The sequence below is a fragment of the Nocardioides furvisabuli genome, assembly GCF_021083185.1.
GTDB lineage: Bacteria > Actinomycetota > Actinomycetes > Propionibacteriales > Nocardioidaceae > Nocardioides > Nocardioides furvisabuli.
Map to the genome: position 1 here is coordinate 641627 of NZ_JAIGQB010000001.1, position 18106 is coordinate 659732.

Annotated in this window: 16 protein-coding genes; 6 read left to right on the top strand and 10 right to left on the bottom strand. The window is 73.5% G+C overall.

Annotated elements, in window-relative coordinates; translation table 11 throughout:
* Positions 1-46 precede the first annotated feature (46 nt).
* The 3 genes from mgrA to K4G59_RS03040 all read left to right on the top strand — a co-directional run bounded on the left by mgrA (position 47) and on the right by K4G59_RS03040 (position 3336).
* Positions 47-1078 carry an L-glyceraldehyde 3-phosphate reductase gene (gene mgrA, locus K4G59_RS03030; protein ID WP_231249210.1) on the top strand — a complete coding sequence of 344 codons (1032 nt, stop codon included), beginning with the start codon at positions 47-49 and terminating at the stop codon, positions 1076-1078.
* Positions 1075-2457, top strand: a complete 1383-nt coding sequence (locus K4G59_RS03035; protein ID WP_231249212.1) for an FAD-dependent oxidoreductase — start codon at positions 1075-1077, stop codon at positions 2455-2457. The genes mgrA and K4G59_RS03035 overlap by 4 nt, the downstream gene beginning before the upstream one ends.
* A 144-nt stretch (positions 2458-2601) precedes the next feature.
* Positions 2602-3336 carry an N-acetyltransferase gene (locus tag K4G59_RS03040; RefSeq protein ID WP_231249213.1) on the top strand — a complete coding sequence of 245 codons (735 nt, stop codon included), beginning with the start codon at positions 2602-2604 and terminating at the stop codon, positions 3334-3336.
* A gap of 3 nt (positions 3337-3339) precedes the next feature.
* On the opposite strand, the gene K4G59_RS03045 is transcribed toward K4G59_RS03040, so the two are convergent.
* Positions 3340-4602: an Nramp family divalent metal transporter gene (locus tag K4G59_RS03045; protein WP_231249214.1), complete on the bottom strand. Its 1263-nt coding sequence runs from the start codon at positions 4600-4602 to the stop codon at positions 3340-3342.
* Positions 4603-4699: 97 nt separating this feature from the next.
* Here K4G59_RS03045 and K4G59_RS03050 point away from each other — a divergent pair, with 97 nt between their 5' ends.
* The 3 genes from K4G59_RS03050 to K4G59_RS03060 all read left to right on the top strand — a co-directional run bounded on the left by K4G59_RS03050 (position 4700) and on the right by K4G59_RS03060 (position 7765).
* On the top strand, positions 4700-6379 hold the full coding sequence (locus tag K4G59_RS03050) for an ABC-F family ATP-binding cassette domain-containing protein (RefSeq protein WP_231249215.1): 1680 nt from the start codon (positions 4700-4702) through the stop codon (positions 6377-6379).
* Between the two features lie 109 nt (positions 6380-6488).
* A complete protein-coding gene (locus tag K4G59_RS03055; protein ID WP_231249216.1) occupies positions 6489-6983 on the top strand; it encodes a GNAT family N-acetyltransferase in 495 nt (164 codons plus the stop codon).
* Positions 6980-7765 carry an LLM class flavin-dependent oxidoreductase gene (locus K4G59_RS03060; protein WP_231249217.1) on the top strand — a complete coding sequence of 262 codons (786 nt, stop codon included), beginning with the start codon at positions 6980-6982 and terminating at the stop codon, positions 7763-7765. The genes K4G59_RS03055 and K4G59_RS03060 overlap by 4 nt, the downstream gene beginning before the upstream one ends.
* Here K4G59_RS03060 and K4G59_RS03065 read toward each other — a convergent pair.
* From K4G59_RS03065 to K4G59_RS03105, 9 genes are all read right to left on the bottom strand, one after another.
* Positions 7746-9011 (bottom strand): WD40 repeat domain-containing protein, encoded by a 1266-nt coding sequence (locus tag K4G59_RS03065; protein WP_231249218.1) that lies wholly within the window; start codon positions 9009-9011, stop codon positions 7746-7748. The two genes, K4G59_RS03060 and K4G59_RS03065, sit on opposite strands and share 20 nt — an antisense overlap.
* 30 nt (positions 9012-9041) lie before the next feature.
* Entirely contained in the window at positions 9042-10193 is a 1152-nt protein-coding gene (locus K4G59_RS03070; protein ID WP_231249219.1) for an acyl-CoA dehydrogenase family protein, read from the bottom strand.
* A 15-nt stretch (positions 10194-10208) separates the two neighbouring features.
* Entirely contained in the window at positions 10209-11351 is a 1143-nt protein-coding gene (locus K4G59_RS03075) for an acyl-CoA dehydrogenase family protein (RefSeq protein ID WP_231249220.1), read from the bottom strand.
* A 1-nt stretch (position 11352) separates the two neighbouring features.
* Positions 11353-12504 (bottom strand): acyl-CoA dehydrogenase family protein, encoded by a 1152-nt coding sequence (locus K4G59_RS03080; RefSeq protein ID WP_231249221.1) that lies wholly within the window; start codon positions 12502-12504, stop codon positions 11353-11355.
* 101 nt (positions 12505-12605) lie between these two features.
* Positions 12606-13817 carry a S1C family serine protease gene (locus tag K4G59_RS03085; RefSeq protein WP_231249222.1) on the bottom strand — a complete coding sequence of 404 codons (1212 nt, stop codon included), beginning with the start codon at positions 13815-13817 and terminating at the stop codon, positions 12606-12608.
* A 65-nt stretch (positions 13818-13882) separates the two neighbouring features.
* Positions 13883-14380: a GNAT family N-acetyltransferase gene (locus K4G59_RS03090; RefSeq protein WP_231249223.1), complete on the bottom strand. Its 498-nt coding sequence runs from the start codon at positions 14378-14380 to the stop codon at positions 13883-13885.
* A complete protein-coding gene (locus K4G59_RS03095; protein WP_231249224.1) occupies positions 14377-14907 on the bottom strand; it encodes a SigE family RNA polymerase sigma factor in 531 nt (176 codons plus the stop codon). Before K4G59_RS03095 ends, K4G59_RS03090 begins: the two co-directional genes overlap by 4 nt.
* A gap of 1 nt (position 14908) precedes the next feature.
* Positions 14909-15610, bottom strand: coding sequence for a hypothetical protein (locus K4G59_RS03100; RefSeq protein WP_231249225.1), 702 nt, complete (start codon positions 15608-15610; stop codon positions 14909-14911).
* 123 nt (positions 15611-15733) lie between these two features.
* Positions 15734-18040, bottom strand: a complete 2307-nt coding sequence (locus K4G59_RS03105) for an ATP-binding protein (RefSeq protein WP_231249226.1) — start codon at positions 18038-18040, stop codon at positions 15734-15736.
* Positions 18041-18106 lie beyond the last annotated feature (66 nt).

The window sequence follows — 18106 nt, forward strand, 5'->3', positions numbered from 1 at the left end:
CGGCGGTGGGAGCGCCGGCCCACCGTGGACCGGGCAGGATGGGGCCATGGCATACGTGGCGGCGGAGGACAGGTACGACGGGACGGGCATGCACTACCGTTCGACCGGCCGGAGCGGCCTGCGGCTCCCGGCCCTCTCGCTCGGGCTGTGGCAGAACTTCGGCACCGACCGCCCGGAGGAGACGCAGCGCGCGATCCTGCGCCGCGCCTTCGACCGGGGCGTGACGCACTTCGACCTGGCCAACAACTACGGCCCTCCCTACGGCCGGGCCGAGGAGAACGTCGGGCGCTACCTCGACGACGACTTCAAGTCCCACCGCGACGAGCTGGTCATCTCCACCAAGGCCGGCTGGGACATGTGGCCCGGTCCCTACGGCCAGGGCGGCGGCGCGCGCAAGCACGTGCTGGCCTCCCTCGACCAGTCGCTGGGTCGGCTCGGCCTCGACTACGTCGACATCTTCTACAGCCACCGCTTCGACCCCGACACCCCGGTCGAGGAGACGATGGCGGCGCTCGACACCGCGGTGCGCTCGGGGCGGGCGCTCCACGTCGGGATCTCGTCCTACTCGCCGGAGAAGACCCGCGAGGCGGCCACCATCGCCCGCGAGCTCGGCACGCCGCTGCTCATCCACCAGCCGTCGTACTCGATGCTCAATCGTTGGGTCGAGGACGGTCTCCTAGACGAGCTCGAGGAGCAGGGGATGGGCTGCATCGCCTTCACCGCGCTGGCCCAGGGCCTGCTGACCGACCGCTACCTCGACGGGGTGCCGCCGGACTCCCGCGCCGCGCGCGAGGACTCCACCGTGACCGGCCTCGACGACGACGTGCTCGCCCGGGTCCGCGCGCTCCACGGCATCGCCGAGCGCCGCGGGCAGAAGCTCGCCCAGCTCGCCCTCCAGTGGGTGCTGCGCGACGACCGGGTCACCAGTGCCGTCATCGGTGCCTCCAGCGTCGAGCAGCTCGACACCAACCTCGACGCGCTGTCGGGCCCGCCGCTCACCGCGGACGAGCTCGCCGAGATCGACCGCCACGCCGTCGAGTCCGGCATCAACCTCTGGGCGAAGCAGACCGAGGAGTGAGCGACCGGAGCGGGGCCACGCGCGTCGTCGTGGTCGGGGCCGACGCGGCCGGGATGTCGGCCGCCCACCAGGCGCTGCGCACAGCGACGCGCACCGGCCGCGAGCTCGCGATCACCGTCCTCGACAAGGGGGCCCACACCTCCTACAGCGCGTGCGGCATCCCCTACTGGATGGCCGGCGACGTCGACTCGGGCGACGAGCTCGTCGCCCGTACCGCCGAGGCGCACCGCGAGTCCGGCATCGACCTGCGCCTGGGTGCCGAGGTGGTCGGCGCGGACCTCGGTGCCCGCACCGTGACGCTGGCCGACGGCGAGGAGGTGGCCTGGGACGAGCTCGTCGTCGCCACCGGCGCCCCGGCCGTCGTGCCCGACTGGGCGCTCCGCCCCGACGGGACGGCGTACGACGGGGTGGGCACCGTGAAGACGATCGACGACGGCGCCGCCTGGCTCGAGCGCTTCGCCGACGCTGGCGACGGCGCCCACGTGGTGGTCGTCGGTGCCGGCTACGTCGGGGTCGAGGTGGCCGAGGCCGCCATGCGCCGCGGCTTCGGCGTCACCGTGCTGACCCGCGGGCGGGGCATGTCGATGCTCGAGGACGAGATGGCCGAGCGCGTCGACGTCGCGCTGTGCGAGGCGGGCGCGGAGGTCGTGCTGGGCGTCGAGGTGACCGGCCTCGACATCGAGGACGGCCGGGTGACGGGCGTGCGCTGGGAGGGCGGGAGCCGTGAGGCCGACCTCGTCGTGCTCGCGATCGGCGTACGCCCCGCGACCGACTTCCTGGCCGGCTCCGGGTTGGAGACCGCGGACAACGGTGCGCTGCGCCCGGACCCCCACGGCCGCGTGGCCGACCACGTCTGGGCCGCCGGCGACTGCTGTGAGGTGCGGCGGCGCATCGACGGCGCGTGGGTGTTCCGCCCGCTCGGGACGTACGCCACCAAGCACGGCCGCGCGCTGGGCGACACCCTCGCCGGAGGCTCGCTGTCCTTCGACGGGATGGTCGACACCTCGATCACCCGCTTCGCCTTCGACGAGGTGCACCTCGAGGTCGCCCGCACGGGGCTCTCGCGCGCCGACGCCGAGGCGGCCGGGCACGAACCCGTCGTGCTGGTCACCGAGGGCACCACGGCCAGTGGCTACATGCCCGAGGCCGAGCCGATCGCGATCTGGGTGATGGCCGACCGGGGGACCAGGCGCCTCCTCGGCGTGCAGGTCGTCGGGGGCCCCGGCGCCGGCAAGCGCATCGACGCCGCGGCGGCGGTGCTGTGGGCCGGTGGCTCGGTCGACGACCTGGCGTGGATGGACCTGGCCTACGCTCCGCCCTTCGCGACCGCGTGGGACGTCCTGCAGGTGGCCGCTCGGCGGGTGGCGGAGCGGCTCTGAGCGGGCAGCGCAGTCCGTGCCTCTGGGGGATCCCCGGCTGGCCGGTGATCCCTCAGGTTGTCGGCCCTTGCAAGGCCTGACAACCTACGGAAGTCCCTGACAAGTCGGTGGCAGTGCGGCCGGCCGGCACGGAGAATGCGCGCCATGGAGCTGCAGTTCGTCACCCTCGCCGAGCGCCCCGAGCTGATGGACGTCTTCTGGGACATGGAGACGTCGTGGCCGGAGTTCATGTTGCACGACCCGATCGGCAACAGCTACTACGCCTCGCTGGAGGAGTTCGCCGACTTCGTCCTGGTCTGCCTCGACGCGTCGGGCCGGATGGTCGCCAAGGCGCACTCGGTGCCGTTCGTCCTCCCCGAGGGTGAGCTGCCGGACGCCGGCTGGGACTTCGCGATCCGCAGCGGTCTCCTCACCAGGCTGCGCCGCGAGGAGCCGAACGCCTGCTCGGCGGTCGAGATCGCCGTCGTCCCCGAGCTCCAGGGATCGGGCCTCTCGGGCCGCATCGTCGCGGCCCTGCGCGACAACGCCGCCAGGCTCGGCTTCGGCGAGCTCCTCGCCCCGGTGCGTCCCAACGGCAAGGCCGACGTCGGCGAGCCGATGACGGCGTACGCGCTGCGCACCCGCGCCGACGGACTTCCGGTCGACCCGTGGCTGCGGGTCCACGTGCGGGCCGGCGGATCCATCGACCGGGTGTGCGCCCGCTCGATGGTCATCCCCGGCACGGTGGAGGAGTGGCGCGCGTGGACCGGACTGCCCTTCGACACCACCGGCCCCGTCGTCGTGCCCGGGGCGCTGGCGCCGGTGATGTGCGACGCCGAGCACGGCACGGCCGTCTACGTCGAGCCCAACGTGTGGGTGCGTCACCCGACCGGGGCGTGAGGGTCAGGCGCTGAGGTAGGGGCCGACCGCCTTGCGGACCTCGTTGACGCAGAGCGCGACGAAGGCGAGCGCGATGATCGCCATCAGCACGTTGGAGTGGAGCTTGTTGCGCCACTGCGCCGGCGTACGCTCCGTGTTGAGCAGCCAGAGCAGCGTGATGGCCAGGAACGGCATGAAGAACGCGCCGAGCACGCCGTAGGCCAGGATCAGCCAGACCGGCTTGCCGAGGAACATCATCACCATCGGCGGGAAGGTCAGCCACAGGACGTAGGCGCGGTACCACTTCCCGCCGGCGCGGGCGTCCTCCGCCGGACCGCCGGTCACGTTGGTGACGAAGTCGGCGAACATCAGGCTGACGCCGTTCCAGACGCCGACCAGCGACGACATCGCGGCCGCCCAGAAACCGAGCAGGAAGAGCGAGCCTGCCCACTGGCCGTAGCGGTCCTGGAGCACCACGCCGAGGTCGAGCAGGCCGGCGTCGCCGGTCTCGATCGCGACGCTCGAGGAGTAGAGCAGCTCGGCGCCGACGACCAGGGTGGCGAGGACGAAGATGCCGGTGACGACGTAGGCGACGGTGTTGTCGATGCGCATCACGCGCATGTAGGCCGGGGTGTTCCACCCCTTCTCGCGCAGCCAGTAGCCGTACGCCGCGAGCGTGATCGTGCCGCCGACGCCACCGGCCAGGGCGAGGGTGTTGACCAGGCCGCCGTCGGGGATGCGGGGTGCCAGCCCGGTGAGCAGCTCGGGCAGGTTGGGCGTGGTCAGCAGGGCCGCACCCACCATCGTGACGAACATCAGCCCGACCAGCGCGGCGAGGACCTTCTCGAAGACGTTGTAACGACCCGTCCACACCAGCACCAGCCCGAGGACGCCGGACAGGATGCCCCACCACGTCGTCGACAGCACGCCGGTGAGGCCGGCCAGCGCGAGGCCGGTGCCGGCCATCGCCGCGGCGCCGTAGACGAAGCCCCAGATGACGATGTAGGGCGCGAAGTACCACGTCGTCCACGCACCCAGCGAGCGCCAGCCCTCGAAGATCGTGCGTCCGGTCGCAAGGCAGTAACGGCCGGCGCCCTCGACGAGCACGATCTTCATGACGCACCCGACCACCACGCACCACAGGAGGGTGTAGCCGAACTTCTGGCCGGCGATGAGGGTGGCGACGAGGTCGGCGGCGCCGACGCCGGTCGCGGCCACGACCAGGCCGGGGCCGATGATGCGCCAGCGGGGGACGGTGGTCTGCTCTTCCGAGATGGTGGAGGCCATGCGCGGCACCCTATCCGTGGTCTAGACCATGGCGGAGAGGCCGAGGGGGCGATAACCACGAGACGCCGGCACCGGGGACAGGGGAGAATCACTCCTCGTGGGTCACGTCGATGTCGCTGGAGTGCGTTACGAGCTGCCGGACGGGCGGGTGCTGCTCGACGACGTCAGCTTCCGCGTCGGCGATGGCCAGAAGGTCGCCCTCGTCGGCGCCAACGGGGCGGGCAAGACCACCCTGCTCCGCATCGTCACCGGCGACCTCACCCCCCACGCGGGCGTCGTGACCCGCTCGGGCGGGCTGGGCGTCATGCGGCAGTTCGTCGGCCACGGAGGTGGTGACGAGACCGTCCACGACCTGCTGCTGTCGGTGGCCCCGTCGCGGGTGCGCACCGCGGCCGAGGCGGTCGACGCCGCCGAGCTCGCGCTGATGGACACCGACGACGAGCGCACCCAGATGGCGTACGCCACCGCGCTCTCGGAGTACGCCGATGCCGGTGGCTACGACGTCGAGGTCACCTGGGACGTGTGCACCACTGCCTCCATGGGCCTGCCCTTCGACCGCGCCCGCCACCGCCTGCTCAGCACGCTGTCGGGTGGTGAGCAGAAGCGGCTCGTGCTGGAGTACCTCCTGCGCGGGCCCGACCAGGTGCTGCTGCTCGACGAGCCGGACAACTACCTCGACGTCCCGGGCAAGATCTGGCTCGAGGGCCGGATCCGCGAGTCGGCCAAGACGATCCTCTTCATCAGCCACGACCGCGAGCTGCTCGACAACACCGCGACCCGCATCGTGACCGTCGAGCTCGGCAGCGCCGGCAACCTCGTGTGGACCCACCCGGGCGGCTTCGCGAGCTATCACGAGGCCCGCAAGGACCGCTTCGAGCGTTTCGAGGAGATGCGCCGTCGCTGGGACGAGGAGCACGCGAAGATCAAGGCGCTCGTGCTGCGGCTGAAGATCAAGTCGGAGTACAACGACGGCATGTCGAGCCAGTACCGCGCCGCCCAGACGCGGCTGAAGAAGTTCGAGGAGGCCGGTCCGCCGGTCGAGCAGCCGCGCGAGCAGCAGGTGACGATGCGCCTCAGGGGCGGCCGCACCGGCAAGCGCGCCGTCGTGTGCACCGACCTCGAGCTCTCCGGGCTGATGAGGCCGTTCGACCTCGAGGTCTGGTACGGCGAGCGGGTGGCCGTGCTCGGCTCCAACGGCTCCGGCAAGTCGCACTTCCTGCGGCTCCTCGCGGCCGGCGGCAGCGACCCCGACGTCGAGCACCAGCCCGTCGGCGCGCCACCGGTGCCAGTGCCCCACACGGGCAGCGCCAAGCTCGGCGCTCGGGTGCGACCGGGGTGGTTCGTCCAGACCCACGAGCACCCCGAGCTGGTCGGGCGCACCCTGCTGGAGATCCTGCACCGCGGCGACGAGCACCGCGACGGGATGGGCCGTGAGGCAGCCAGCCGCGTGCTCGACCGCTACGAGCTCGCGCACGCCGGCGAGCAGCGGTTCGAGTCGCTCAGCGGCGGCCAGCAGGCGCGCTTCCAGATCCTGCTGCTCGAGCTCTCCGGTGCCACCCTGCTGCTGCTCGACGAGCCGACCGACAACCTCGACGTGCAGTCCGCCGAGGCGCTGGAGGCCGGGCTCGAGGCCTTCGAGGGGACCGTCCTCGCCGTCACCCACGACCGGTGGTTCGCACGCGGCTTCGACCGGTTCCTGGTCTACGGCGCCGACGGTGAGGTCTACGAGTCCGACGGCCCGGTCTGGGACGAGAGACGGGTGGCGCGGTCGCGATGAGTCTCGAGATCATCGACCTCGACCCTTTTCGGCCCGGCCGCCTCGAGCTCGCTGAGCTCGACGGGCACGTCGACCTCGACCTGCGACATCGACATCTAGGCTCGCGGCCATGCGCGCACCCGACCTGGCCCGTCTCGGACCCGACGACTGGCGCGAGTTCCGTGACGTACGCCTGGCCTCCCTGGCGGATGCGCCGGGTGCGTTCGGCTCCCGGCACGCCGACTGGGTGGACGCGGGTGAGGAGCGGTGGCGCGCGCGGCTCACCGACGTACCGCTCACGATCGTCGCCAGGGAGGGAGGACGCCCCGTCGGGGTCGTCTCCGGCGTCCCGGCGGGCGACCACGTCGAGCTCATCTCGATGTGGGTGGCGCCCGGCCGCCGCGGCACCGGGCTCGCCGGGCGGCTCGTCGACGAGGTCGTCGCGTGGGCCCAGGCGCAGGGCCTCGACACCGAGCTCATGGTGCGCGACGACAACGCGCCGGCGATCACGGCCTACGAGCGGGCCGGCTTCACCGACCTCGGGGTCCCCGAGGACTGGCCCGCCGACGAGCCGCGGGAGCGCCGGATGCGGCGCTCGCGCGATGGGGGACGATCGACGTCATGACCACGCGCCGCGGCCTCTTCGTCGCCCCCTTCGACGCCCTCGCCGACCCGCGCCTGGTCGGGGAGCTGGCCGCCGAGGCAGAGGCGGCCGGCTGGGACGGCTTCTTCGTGTGGGACCACCTGCTCTACGGCGACCGCGTCACCGAGATCGCCGACCCCTGGACCTGCTGCGCGGTCGTCGCGATGCGGACCGAGCGGATGGTCTTCGGGCCCATGGTCACCCCGTTGCCGCGACGCCGGCCGCCGGTGCTGGCCCGTCAGGCCGCCAGTCTGGCGGTGCTCTCCGATGGCCGGTTCGTCCTCGGCCTCGGGCTCGGCGACGACTGGGTGGGGGAGTTCAGCGCCTTCGGTGACGAGGCGGACCCGAAGGTGCGCGGCGCGATGTTGGACGAGGGGCTCGCGGTGCTCACCGGGCTGCTCGGCGGCGCGACCGTCGACGTCTCGGGCGAGCACCACGCGGCGCGCGGCGTGCGCTTCCGGCCCGCACCGGCGGTGCCGGTCTGGCTGGCGGGGCGCTTCGGCAACCGGGCACCACTGCGCCGGGCGGCACGCCACGACGGCTTCTTCGTCATCGGCCTCGACGGGCCCGACGACCTCGACGAGGTGACGACCGCGCTCGCCGGGCACGATCCCGCGCCGGGCTTCGACGTGGTGGTCGACCTGCAGCCCGAGCAGGACCCGGCGCCCTGGCGCGACCGGGGCGCGTCCTGGGTGCTGACCCGGATCGGCCCCTACGACCTCGACGTGCAGGAGGCGCGCCGCATCATCGCTGCGGGGCCGTGACACGCGCGGCGGACGACGTCCGGCGCAGGACCCCGCGCGAGGAGAGCCAGGCGAACAGCCCGGCCAGCAGGGCCAGTCCTCCGCGCAGCCAGGGCGGCCATGGTCCGCGGTCGACCTCGCCGGGCGTGACGACCCGGAGGTCGCCGACGGTGGCCGAGGCCATCTGGAAACGACCCACGCCGTAGCCCTGGAGGTCGCTGATCCGCATCAGCGGCTGCGGCGCCGCACCGTCGAGCGGGACGCGGGAGAGCTCGTACGCCTCCGCGCAGCACGCGTCGTCGCCGGCGACCCCGAGCAGTGCCACCACCTCGCCCGCGTCGGTCCAGCCGAGCACGCGCCCGGCCTCCGCGAGCGGCAGCTCCATCGGGTCCGGCAGGTCCTCGGTGCTGGACGAACCGGACGGGGACGGGTCGACGAAGGCGAGACCCGCCGGGGCGCCGGAGGGCTCCAGGGTGGTCGTGGCGACCAGGCGTCCGTCAGGGGACCAAGCAGCCGGGCCGGCGAGGACGCCGACGGTCCCCAGGTCCCGGGTGGCGCCGCTGGCGAGGTGGACGACCGAGATCCGGGCGGATGCGGTGAGGGGGGTGCCTGCCCGCTCGACGGCCAGCTCCGTCCCGTCGGGGGAGAAGGCGACCGCGGTGACGTCGTCGCCGGGCAGCAGGTCGGTGGAGTCGTCACCGAGGGCGAGCACGCCGACCTCGCCGGCGACGCGCTCGCCGGTGTAGGGGTCAGTCGGCTCGGGGGACAGCAGGTGCGCCAGTGTGGTGCCGTCGCGCGACCAGGCGACGGGCAGGACGCTCTGCCCGGTCGGCAGCGGGTGGCTGGTCGCCTCTCCGGTGAGCAGGTCGACGACCACCACGTCGGGGTCGGCCGTCTCGTGGTCGCCGACGGCCACCTTGGTGCCGTCGGGCGAGAGCAGCATCGGCGCCGGGTCACCCTGCGAGGCAGCGCTCGCGCGGTCCTCGGCTGCGTCGACGCGACGGTAGGCGTCCCCGCCGGCGCCCAGCACGACAGCCTGCGGGAAGTCGAGGAGCTCCACGCCCCAGCCGTGCTGGAACAGCGCCACGGCGGCACCCGGCGGGGAGGAAGCGACGCTGCTGGTCAGGTGGGAGTACGCCGCGAGCTCCCGCGGCACCGCGGGGCCGCCCGGCTCCGCGGGAGCAGCATCGCCCGGTGAGGTGAGCACGAGGGTCAGGGCGACTGCGCCGAGGCCGACCACCCAGGACAGCCCCCCGACCACGCGCATGTCCGGACTCTAGCGGCTGGCGCGCGCCGCTCAGGTGAACGCGTTGATCCCCGTCTCGGCCCGTCCGATCAGCAGCTTCTGGATCTGCGAGGTGCCTTCGTAGAGCGTCATCACGCGGGCGTCGCGGAGGTACTTCGCGACCGGGAAGTCGTCGACGTAGCCCGCGCCCCCGTGCACCTGGATCGCGTTGTCGGCCGCACGCACCGCCGCCTCGGAGGCGAAGAGCTTGGCCTTCGAGGCGGCCACGCCGTAGGGCTCGCCGCGGTCGATCAGGTCGGCGCAGCGCCACGCGAGCAGCCGGGCGGCGTCGGCGTCGAGCGAGATGTCGGCGATCAGGTCCTGCACGAGCTGGAAGGACGCGATCGGCCTGCCGAACTGCGTTCGCTGGGTGGCGTACGCCACCGACGCCTCGAGGCAGCCCTGCACGATGCCGACGCAGCCCGACGCGACCGCGAGCCGGCCCTTGTCGAGGGTGCCCATCGCGATCTTGAAGCCCTGGCCGACCTCGCCGAGGCGCGCAGAGTCCGGGACGCGTACGTCGTGCAGGAACAGCTCAGCGGTCGCCTGCCCACGCAGCCCGAGCTTGTGCTTGATCTCGCGTGCCTCGAAGCCGGGGGAGTCGGTCGGCACCAGGAACGCCGTCACGCCGCGCGGGCCGTCGTCGCTGGTGCGGGCGAAGACCAGCGCCACGTCGGCCCAGGTGCCGTTGGTGATGAAGAGCTTCTGCCCGGTGATCACCCAGTCCGCGCCGTCGCGGGTCGCACGTGAGGTCAGGCTGCCGGCGTCCGAGCCGGTGCCGGGCTCGGTCAGCCCGAAGCAGCCGAGCTTCGTCGCGGCCGCGAGCTGGGGCAGCCACTCCTGCTTCTGCTCCTCGGAGCCGTGGAAGAGGATCGACTTGCCGACCAGCCCGCTGCTCACCGACACGATGCCGCGCAGCGCGGAGTCGGCGCGGCCGAGCTCCTCCATCGCGAGCGAGTAGGTGACGTAGTCACCGCCGACGCCGCCGTACTCCTCGGGGATCGTGAGGCCGAAGAAGCCGAGGTCGGCCATCTTCGGCACGATCGCGAGGTCGACCGACTCGTCGTGGTCCCACTGCATGCGGTGCGGGACGGCCTCGCGCTCGAGGAAGTCGCGCGCGAGCTCGCGGAAGGCCTGCTGCTCCTCGCTCAGGGAGAGGTCCACGTCAGCTCCTCGCCCTCACGCCAGTGCTTCCACGAGCTCGTGGTCGGTGACCCGGCCAGCGAGCCGCGACAGGTGGTGCGGCGCGTTGCCCAGCCACTGGTCGAGCACCTCGAGGTGGGCGGTGCCAACGCCGACGGCGTACTCGGCCGTCATGCCGATCCCGCCGTGGAGCTGGATCGCCTCCTGGCCGATGTGGCGCCCGGCACGGCTCACCTCGAGCCCGACCCGGTCGGCGGCCTCGGCCACGACCTCGCGGTCGCCGCCGGCGATCGTCATCGTCGCCCAGTCCACCATGCTGTGGGCGAGCTCGAGCGAGACGTACATGTCCGCGGCGCGGAAGGTCAGCGCCTGGAAGGTGTTGAGCGTGACGCCGAACTGCTTGCGGCTCTTGAGGTAGTCGGTCGTCGCGCGCACCTGGCTCTGCATCACGCCGAGCGACTGGTTGGCGCCCATGATCCGGGTCAGGTCGCTGATGGTGGCGATGCTCGGCGCGAGGTCGCGACCGGGTGCGCCCAGCGGCGTCGCGACGCTGCCCGCGAAGCGCACCGAGGCGGCACGCGTCAGGTCGGCGGCGGCGTAGCCGGTGCGCTCGACGTCCGCGGCGTCGACCACGAAGACCCCCGTGCCGCCCTCGTCGGGCAGCTCGGCCGCCACGACGAGCACGTCGGCGGACCCACCGGCGACCACGGGGTCGGCGACGCCGTCGAGCGTCCACGCGTCGCCGGAGACCGAGGCGCGTACGCCGTCCGCGCGCGAGGCCCAGCGCCCGCCGGGCGAGGTGACGGCCGCAGCCAGCACGACCTCGCCGGCGCTCAGCCGGCCCAGCAGGTCGGCCTTCTGCTCGGGCGAGCCGAGGGCGGCGACCAGGCCGCCGGCGTGCACCACGCTGGCGAGGTAGGGCTCGGGCGCGAGCACCCGGCCCAGCTCCTGGCACACGATGCCGATCTCGACCGGACCGGCGCCGACGCCGCCGTGCTCCTCGGCGAAGGGCAGCCCGAGGACGCCCATCTCGGCCAGCCGGCCCCACAGGGCACGGTCGAAGCCCGGCTCGTCGGCCACCGTGCGGCGCCGTGCGTCGTGGTCGGCGTACGCCGTCGCGAGGAGGCCGCGCACGGCCTCACGCAGGGCCTGCTGCTCGTCGTCGTAGGTGAAGTCCATGTCACAGTCCCAGGATCGTGCGGCTGATGATCTGGCGCTGGATCTCGTTGGACCCTCCGTAGATCGACGCCTTGCGGTAGTTGAGGTAGGTCGGCGCGGAACGTCGGGCCCAGCCCTCCTGCGGGGAGTCCTCCTCGGCGCGCGACGCCAGCGAGGCCGGTCCGGCGAGGTCGAGCGCGAGCTCGCTGACCGCCTGCTGGAGCTCGGTGCCGCGGAGCTTGAGGACCGAGGACGCCGGGTGCGGCTCGCCGCCGGCCGAGTGCGCCACGACGCGCAGAGCGGTGAGCTCGAGGGCCAAGAGCTGGTTCTCCAGCTCGGCGACGCGGGCGCGGACCATCGGGTCCTCCATCTGGGCGGCCGCGACGGTCTTGAGGCCGGCGAGCGCCCGTTTGGTGGCGCCGACCGGCGCGACGCCGACACGTTCGTTGCCGAGCAGGAACTTGGCGATCGTCCAGCCCTGGCCGGGCTCGCCGACCAGCAGGTCGCCGGGCACGCGGACGTCGGTGAACCACACCTCGTTGACCTCGTGGCCGCCGTCGATGAGCTCGATCGGACGGACCTCGACGCCGGGGGTGGTCATGTCGATGAGGAGCATCGAGATGCCGGCCTGCTTCTTGACCTCGGGGTCGGTGCGCACGAGCGTGAAGATCCAGTCGCCGTGCTGGCCGAGCGTGGTCCAGGTCTTCTGACCGTTGACGACCCAGTCGTCACCGTCGCGCACCGCGGTCGTGCGCAGGCTGGCCAGGTCGGAGCCGGCGTCGGGCTCGGAGAAGCCCTGCGACCACCAGATGTCGAGGTTGGCGGTGTCGGGGAGGAACCGCGACTTCTGCTCCTCGGTGCCGAACTGGGCGATGACCGGCCCGATCATCGAGGCGTTGAAGGCCAGCGGGATCGGCACCCCGGCGCGCTGCATCTCCTCGTGCCAGAGGTGGCGCTGGAGGTCGGTCCAGTCCTGGCCGCCCCACTCCTCCGGCCAGTGCGGGACCGCCAGTCCCTCGGCGTTGAGCACGCGCTGGCTCTCCACGATCTGGTCGCGGGTGAGGTGGCGACCCTCCAGGACGGTGTCGCGGATCTCCTGGGGCACCTTCGTGGTGAAGAACTCCCTCATCCGTGCGCGGAACTCCGCGTCGGCGGGGCTGAGCTCGAGCTGCATGCGACTCCTCCGGTCGGTCGGTGCCCCCATCATGTCGGTCCACCGGTAACGGGTCCACGCACGCACTCCCGCCCCCACCGGTGGGGGCGGGGGGCCGGCGCTCAGCCCTCCGTGGCGTCGCTGTCGAGGGTCACGCTCGCCTGCTGCTCCTGCCCGTCGCGGAGCCACGTCACGGTGACCTCGTCGCCGGGGCGGTAGGAACGGATGGTGGCGACGAGCGAGTCGGCGCCGGTGATGCGACGGTCGTCGATCGAGGTGATCACGTCGCCGGGCTCGATGCCGGCGTCCTCGGCAGTGGACCCGGCGGTGACGTCCTCGATCCTCGCGCCCGCCGCATCGTCGGAGATGCGGATGCCGAGGCGCGCGTGGGTCGGCGTCTCGCCCTTCGCCATCTGGTCGACGATCGGCATGACCTCGTCGATCGGGATGGCGAAGCCGAGGCCGATCGAGCCCGACTGGCCCGACTGGCCGTACGGCGACTGCGACGCCGCGGTGCGGATCGAGGAGTTGATGCCCACGACCGCCCCGGTCATGTCGACGAGCGGGCCGCCGGAGTTGCCGGGGTTGATCGCCGCGTCGGTCTGGATCGCGGGGTACGTCGTGGAGTTGCCCGCGTCGTCGGAGCCGACGTTGACCGGGCGGTCGAGCGCGCTGACGATGCCGCTCGTGACGGTCGCGTCGAGGCCGAAGGGCGAGCCGATCGCGACGACGCCCTCGCCGACGCCGAGGTTGGCCGACTTGCCGATCGTGGCAGGCGTGAGGTCGGAGACGTCGGCGGCCTGGATCACCGCAGTGTCGGTGAGCGGGTCGGTGCCGAGGATCTCGGCATCGGCGCTCGTGCCGTCGTCGAAGGAGACCCGGATGTCACCACCGCCCTCGGCCACCTCGACGACGTGGTTGTTGGTCAGGATGGTGCCGTCGGCGGTGAGGACGATGCCCGAGCCGGACCCGGTGCCCTGGGCGCCGGACACGTCGATCTTCACCACGCTCGGCAGCACCTCCCGCGCGACGGCCTCCACCGACCCCTCCGGGGCCGGCGCCTCGGTCTGCGACACGGGGGAGGTGGAGAGGGAACCGGCCAGCGCGGAGGTCGCGGAGTCGTCGCGGGTCACGTCCCAGAGGGCCGCACCGCCCAGGCCGGCACCGCCGCCCACGATCAGCGAGGTCACGACGACGGCCGCCAGGCCCGTACGCCGTCGCCCGGGCTCGCGCTGCGGCTCGCGCTGCGGTGCGGGCGGAGGAGCGGGAGTGCCCCACGGGGACGGGTGGGGGGGCTGCTGAGGGGCGTGCTGTGGTGTGGATGCGTCGCTCATGCTCCCAGCCTGCGCCGGCACCCTGTGGATGCCCTGAGAACGGGCTGGGAAGGCACCCAGATCTGTCAACGCCCGTCGCGCAGGGCGTACCTCGGGCGCTCCAGCGGCCACTCCTGTGCGATCCACTGCGGCACGAGCTCGTCGAGGGCCTGCTCGAGCGCGGTGCCAACGCACTCGTCGACGACCCACCACGAGACCTCGGCGTCGTGGCCGGGCTCCTCGGGAGGATCGATGTAGACGCAGCCCAGCAACGCCGTCTCGTCGGTGTCGAACAGGGCGTAGTTGAAGGACTCGTGCGTCTCCATCTCGGCGGCGTGGCGGGCCAGGTCGGCGCGGTCCTGCTCGTGCGTCATGCCGGCCGGGGGCCAGCCCCAGGCCGCGCCGTAGATCCGCCACAGCCGCTCCCGCGACCCCGTCACCGCGACCATGTCGAGATCGGTGTCGTCGGGGTGGATCGGCCGCAGGTGGTGGCCGAAGGCGACCTCGACGCGGGTCGGGTGGACGAAGTCCGCCGGCAGCCAGGGCGCGGGCGTCTGGTCGGTCACGGGTTCCTCCCGGGTCATCCGGCCAGCATGGCGCAGTCGGCACGCCGGCGCAGCGCAGCGAGCGCGCGGTGGGCGTTGGACTTGACGGTGCCGGTGGAGCACCCGAGCACGGCCGCGGTCTCGGCGATGCTCAGCTGCTCGTAGTAGCGCAGCACGACCGTGGCGCGCTGCTGCTCGGGCAGCCCGCGCACCAGTGCCCACAGCTCGTCCGCCCCGGCCGCCTCCGCCGGGCCGACCGCGCCCGCCCGGTCCGGCACGTGCGCCGTGCTCACCTCGCCGTGGCGCCACGGCTGGCGGTGCCAGCTGACGTGCTGGCGCACGATGGTGCGCCGGAGGTAGGCGTCGGCGGCGCCCTTGTCGCGGAGGGTCTCCCACCGGGCCAGGACGCGCACGAGGGAGGTCTGGAGGACGTCCTCGGCCGTGTGCGGGTCCCCGGTGACCGACCACGCGAAGCGCAGCAGCGCAGGGCGCCGCGCGGCGACGTACGTCGCGAAGTCGAGGTCGGTGCCGGCGACGACCTTCAGGTCCGGGGCGGTCGTCGTCACCTCACGCCGCCCTCGTCGAGCGGAGCAGCCCGGCCGCCACGACGACCAGCCACAGCGGACCGGTCATCCCCGCCATGTACTGCAGCGGGCTGACCAGGAACAGGGCGGTGATGCCGCCGAGCACGAGGCTCACCCAGCCCAGCCACCGGGCGTACGCCCCCTGGCGCAGCGCCGCGCTCGCCAGCGCCAGGCCGGTCAGCCCCGCGCCGCCCCACAGCCACGGGATGGTGCCGATCCAGTGGTTGAAGAAGACCGCGGTCTCCGGCACCAGGAGCCCGGGGTCCCCGGCGAGACCGAAGGCGAACTCCGTGGTCAGGCCGGCGCCCAGCAGCTGCGCCACGGCCACGAGCCCGAGGCCGGCGACAGCGATGCCGGGCACGAGGCTCTCGGCGGCGGTCCGGGCACGCAGCTGGCGGTGCAGGCCCGCGGCGAAGACGAGCAACAGGACGCACGACAGCATCGTCGCGGTGTGGAAGGCGATGATCTGCGGCACCTGCTCGGACAGGCGCTCGGTGATGGCGGTGGCGTCGCCGGCGAGGTCCGGGTCGTAGACGGCGCCCAGCGTCCCGCTGGCGATCGCGCCGGCGATGCCGAGGACGCCGGCCCCGAGCCCGGCGAGGACCCAGCCGCGACCGGCCGGGTCGGACCGCGGCGCCGAGGACGCCTCGGTGGTCGTGGTGGTCTGGTCGAGCGTGCTGCTCATGGCGGCTCCTGCTGTGGTGTCCGGGGCACGCGTGTCGTGCCGTGGCACCACCCTCGGACCGGACGGGCGTGCCGACCACGGACAGCAGCAGGTGTACGACTGGTGTGCGGGTCGGACAGCAGGTCAGCCGGGGGCGCCGAGCATCGCCGCCGCGCTCTCGGGCGGGAGCCCGCGCCCGGTGTCGAGCGCATCGTCGTAGCGGTCCGCGCCGAGGTGGAGCCGCGCGTCGTCGGCGGCCGCGCGGATGGCGTCGGTGTCCGGGCGGTAGTAGCCGTAGCCGCGGGCACCCTGCGTCTCTCGGATCGCCTGCGCCGCGCCGAGCAGCAGCGGCACCCGCGCGTGCTGCCCGGTGGCGGCGGCCAGCACGGCGCCGGCGTCGAGGAGGTAGGCGAGGTTGGCCTGGTCACCGGTCTCGAGGGAGAGCCGGGTGCTCTCCTCGAGGTGGCGTCGCGCCGCCTCGTGGTCGCCGCGCCCGAGCTCGACCTGGAAGAGGTTGTAGAGGGCGATGTAGGACGACAGCCGGTCCTCGCGGCCGCGCGCCGACTCCAGGCCGGCCTCGATGAGCCGCACCGCCGCGTCGGCATCACCCTCGAGCAGGGCCACCGTGCCGAGCCAGACGTGCGCCAGCCCCCAGGTCCACTGGACCTCGGGTCCGCCCACCGCGGCGTGGCGCATCGCCTCCTCGAACCGCTCGCGGGCGCCCGCGAGGTCGCCGAGGACGAGCGCCACGAGGCCCTCGCCCGCCACGGCGTTGGCCAGGATGGCCGGGTTGTCGCCGGCGTGCATGTGGGCGCGCGTCCACCACTCACCGGCCGAGGCCACGTCGTCCATCGCGAAGGCCATGGTCGCAGCGGCGGTCTCGGCGCGGGCGCGCACCTCCTCGGGCAGGTCCGCACTGCGCTGCAGGGCGGCCTCCGCGAAGCGACGACCGTGGTCGTGCTGCCCACGCAGCCACCAGTAGAGCCACAGCTCCCACGCGATCCGGGCCGGGGTCTCGGTGTCGCCGAGGGTCAGGGATCGCTCCGCCGCAGCGGTGAGGTTGGCGTGCTCGAGGTCGATGCGGGTGAGCGCCGCGACCTGGCCGCCGTCGCGGTAGCTCGCGTGGTTGACCTCGGCGACGCGCAGGTAGCGCGCGGCGTGGGCGGCGACGGCCTGCTCCCACTCGCCTGCTTCGCGGAGGAGGTGGCGGGCGTACTGCGCCACCGGCTCCAGCAGGCGCAACCGGCCGCTGGGCTCGGCCACCACCAGGGAGTGCTCGACGAGCACCTCCACGTCGCGCACCACGTCGCTCCCGTCGATGCCGCACGCCGCCGCCACGCACTCGAGGTCCGCGAGCGTGGTCCCGTCCACGAAGATCCCCATCAGGCGCAACAGGCGACGGCTGGACGTGTCGAGCAACGAGTGGCTCCAGTCGAGGGTCGCGCGCATGGTGCGCTGGCGGGGAGGCAGGTCGCGAGGCCCCGCCTCGAGGGCGCTGTCGAGGCGCGCGAGCAGCGAGCCCGGGTCGAGGAGCCGGGCCCGTGCGGCGGCGAGCTCGAGTGCGAGGGGGAGCCCGGCGAGCCGCGCGCAGGTGGCGGTGACGGCCGCTGCCTCGTGGGGCTCGGAGCCCCATCCGGGGCTGACCCGCTGGGCGCGGTCCAGGAGCAGCGTGGCCGCGGGGGAGGGCGACCCGTCGGGACGGTCGCGCACCTCCAGGGGGTCGACGGCGTACTCGGTCTCGCCGCGCACCCGCAGCGGGGCGCGGCTGGTCGTCAGGACCGTCAGGTCCGGCACGGCCTCGACCAGGGCGGCGACGTGCGGCGCGGCGTCCAGGAGGTGCTCGACGTTGTCGAGCACGAGCAGGAGGTCCTGTCCGCGCAGCCGGTCGACGAGGTCGTCGGCCACGGACCGGCCGGGGTCACGGACGGCGCCCACCGCCGCCGCGACGGCCGGGAGCACCTGGTCGACCTCCAGCAGTGGCGCCAGCTCCACGAGTCGTACGCCGTCGGCGTAGCGGTCCTGCACCGCGGTCGCCGCGGCCAGGGCGAGGCGGGTCTTGCCCACCCCGCCGGGCCCGCTCAGGGTGACCAGCCGGCCGGACCTGAGCAGGTCGCCGACGCGGGCGACGTCGTCGTCGCGCCCGATGAGCGGCGTGGCGGGCGTGGGCAGGGCGCGCGAGGAGCGCGCCGGAGCGGCACCCGGCGCCGGGCGCGGGACCCGCGGGGGCACCGCGCCCAGCAGGGTCGTGCGCTGGTCGTCGTCGAGCTCCAGCGCCGCAGCGAGGGCACGCAGGGTGTGGGGGTAGGGACGGGTGCGGGTCCCGCGCTCGAGGGCGCTGATGGCGTGCGGGCTGAGGGTGGCCCGCTCGGCCAGCTCCTCCTGTGAGAGCCCGGCGGCCTCCCGCATGGCACGCAGCACCGATCCGAGCGTGTGCGTGCCGACGTCGCCCACCAACGCCTCCCCTGTGGTGCCGTGCCGGTGAGTCTAATGAGGGCGCGAGCCCTGCAGGCCGAGGTT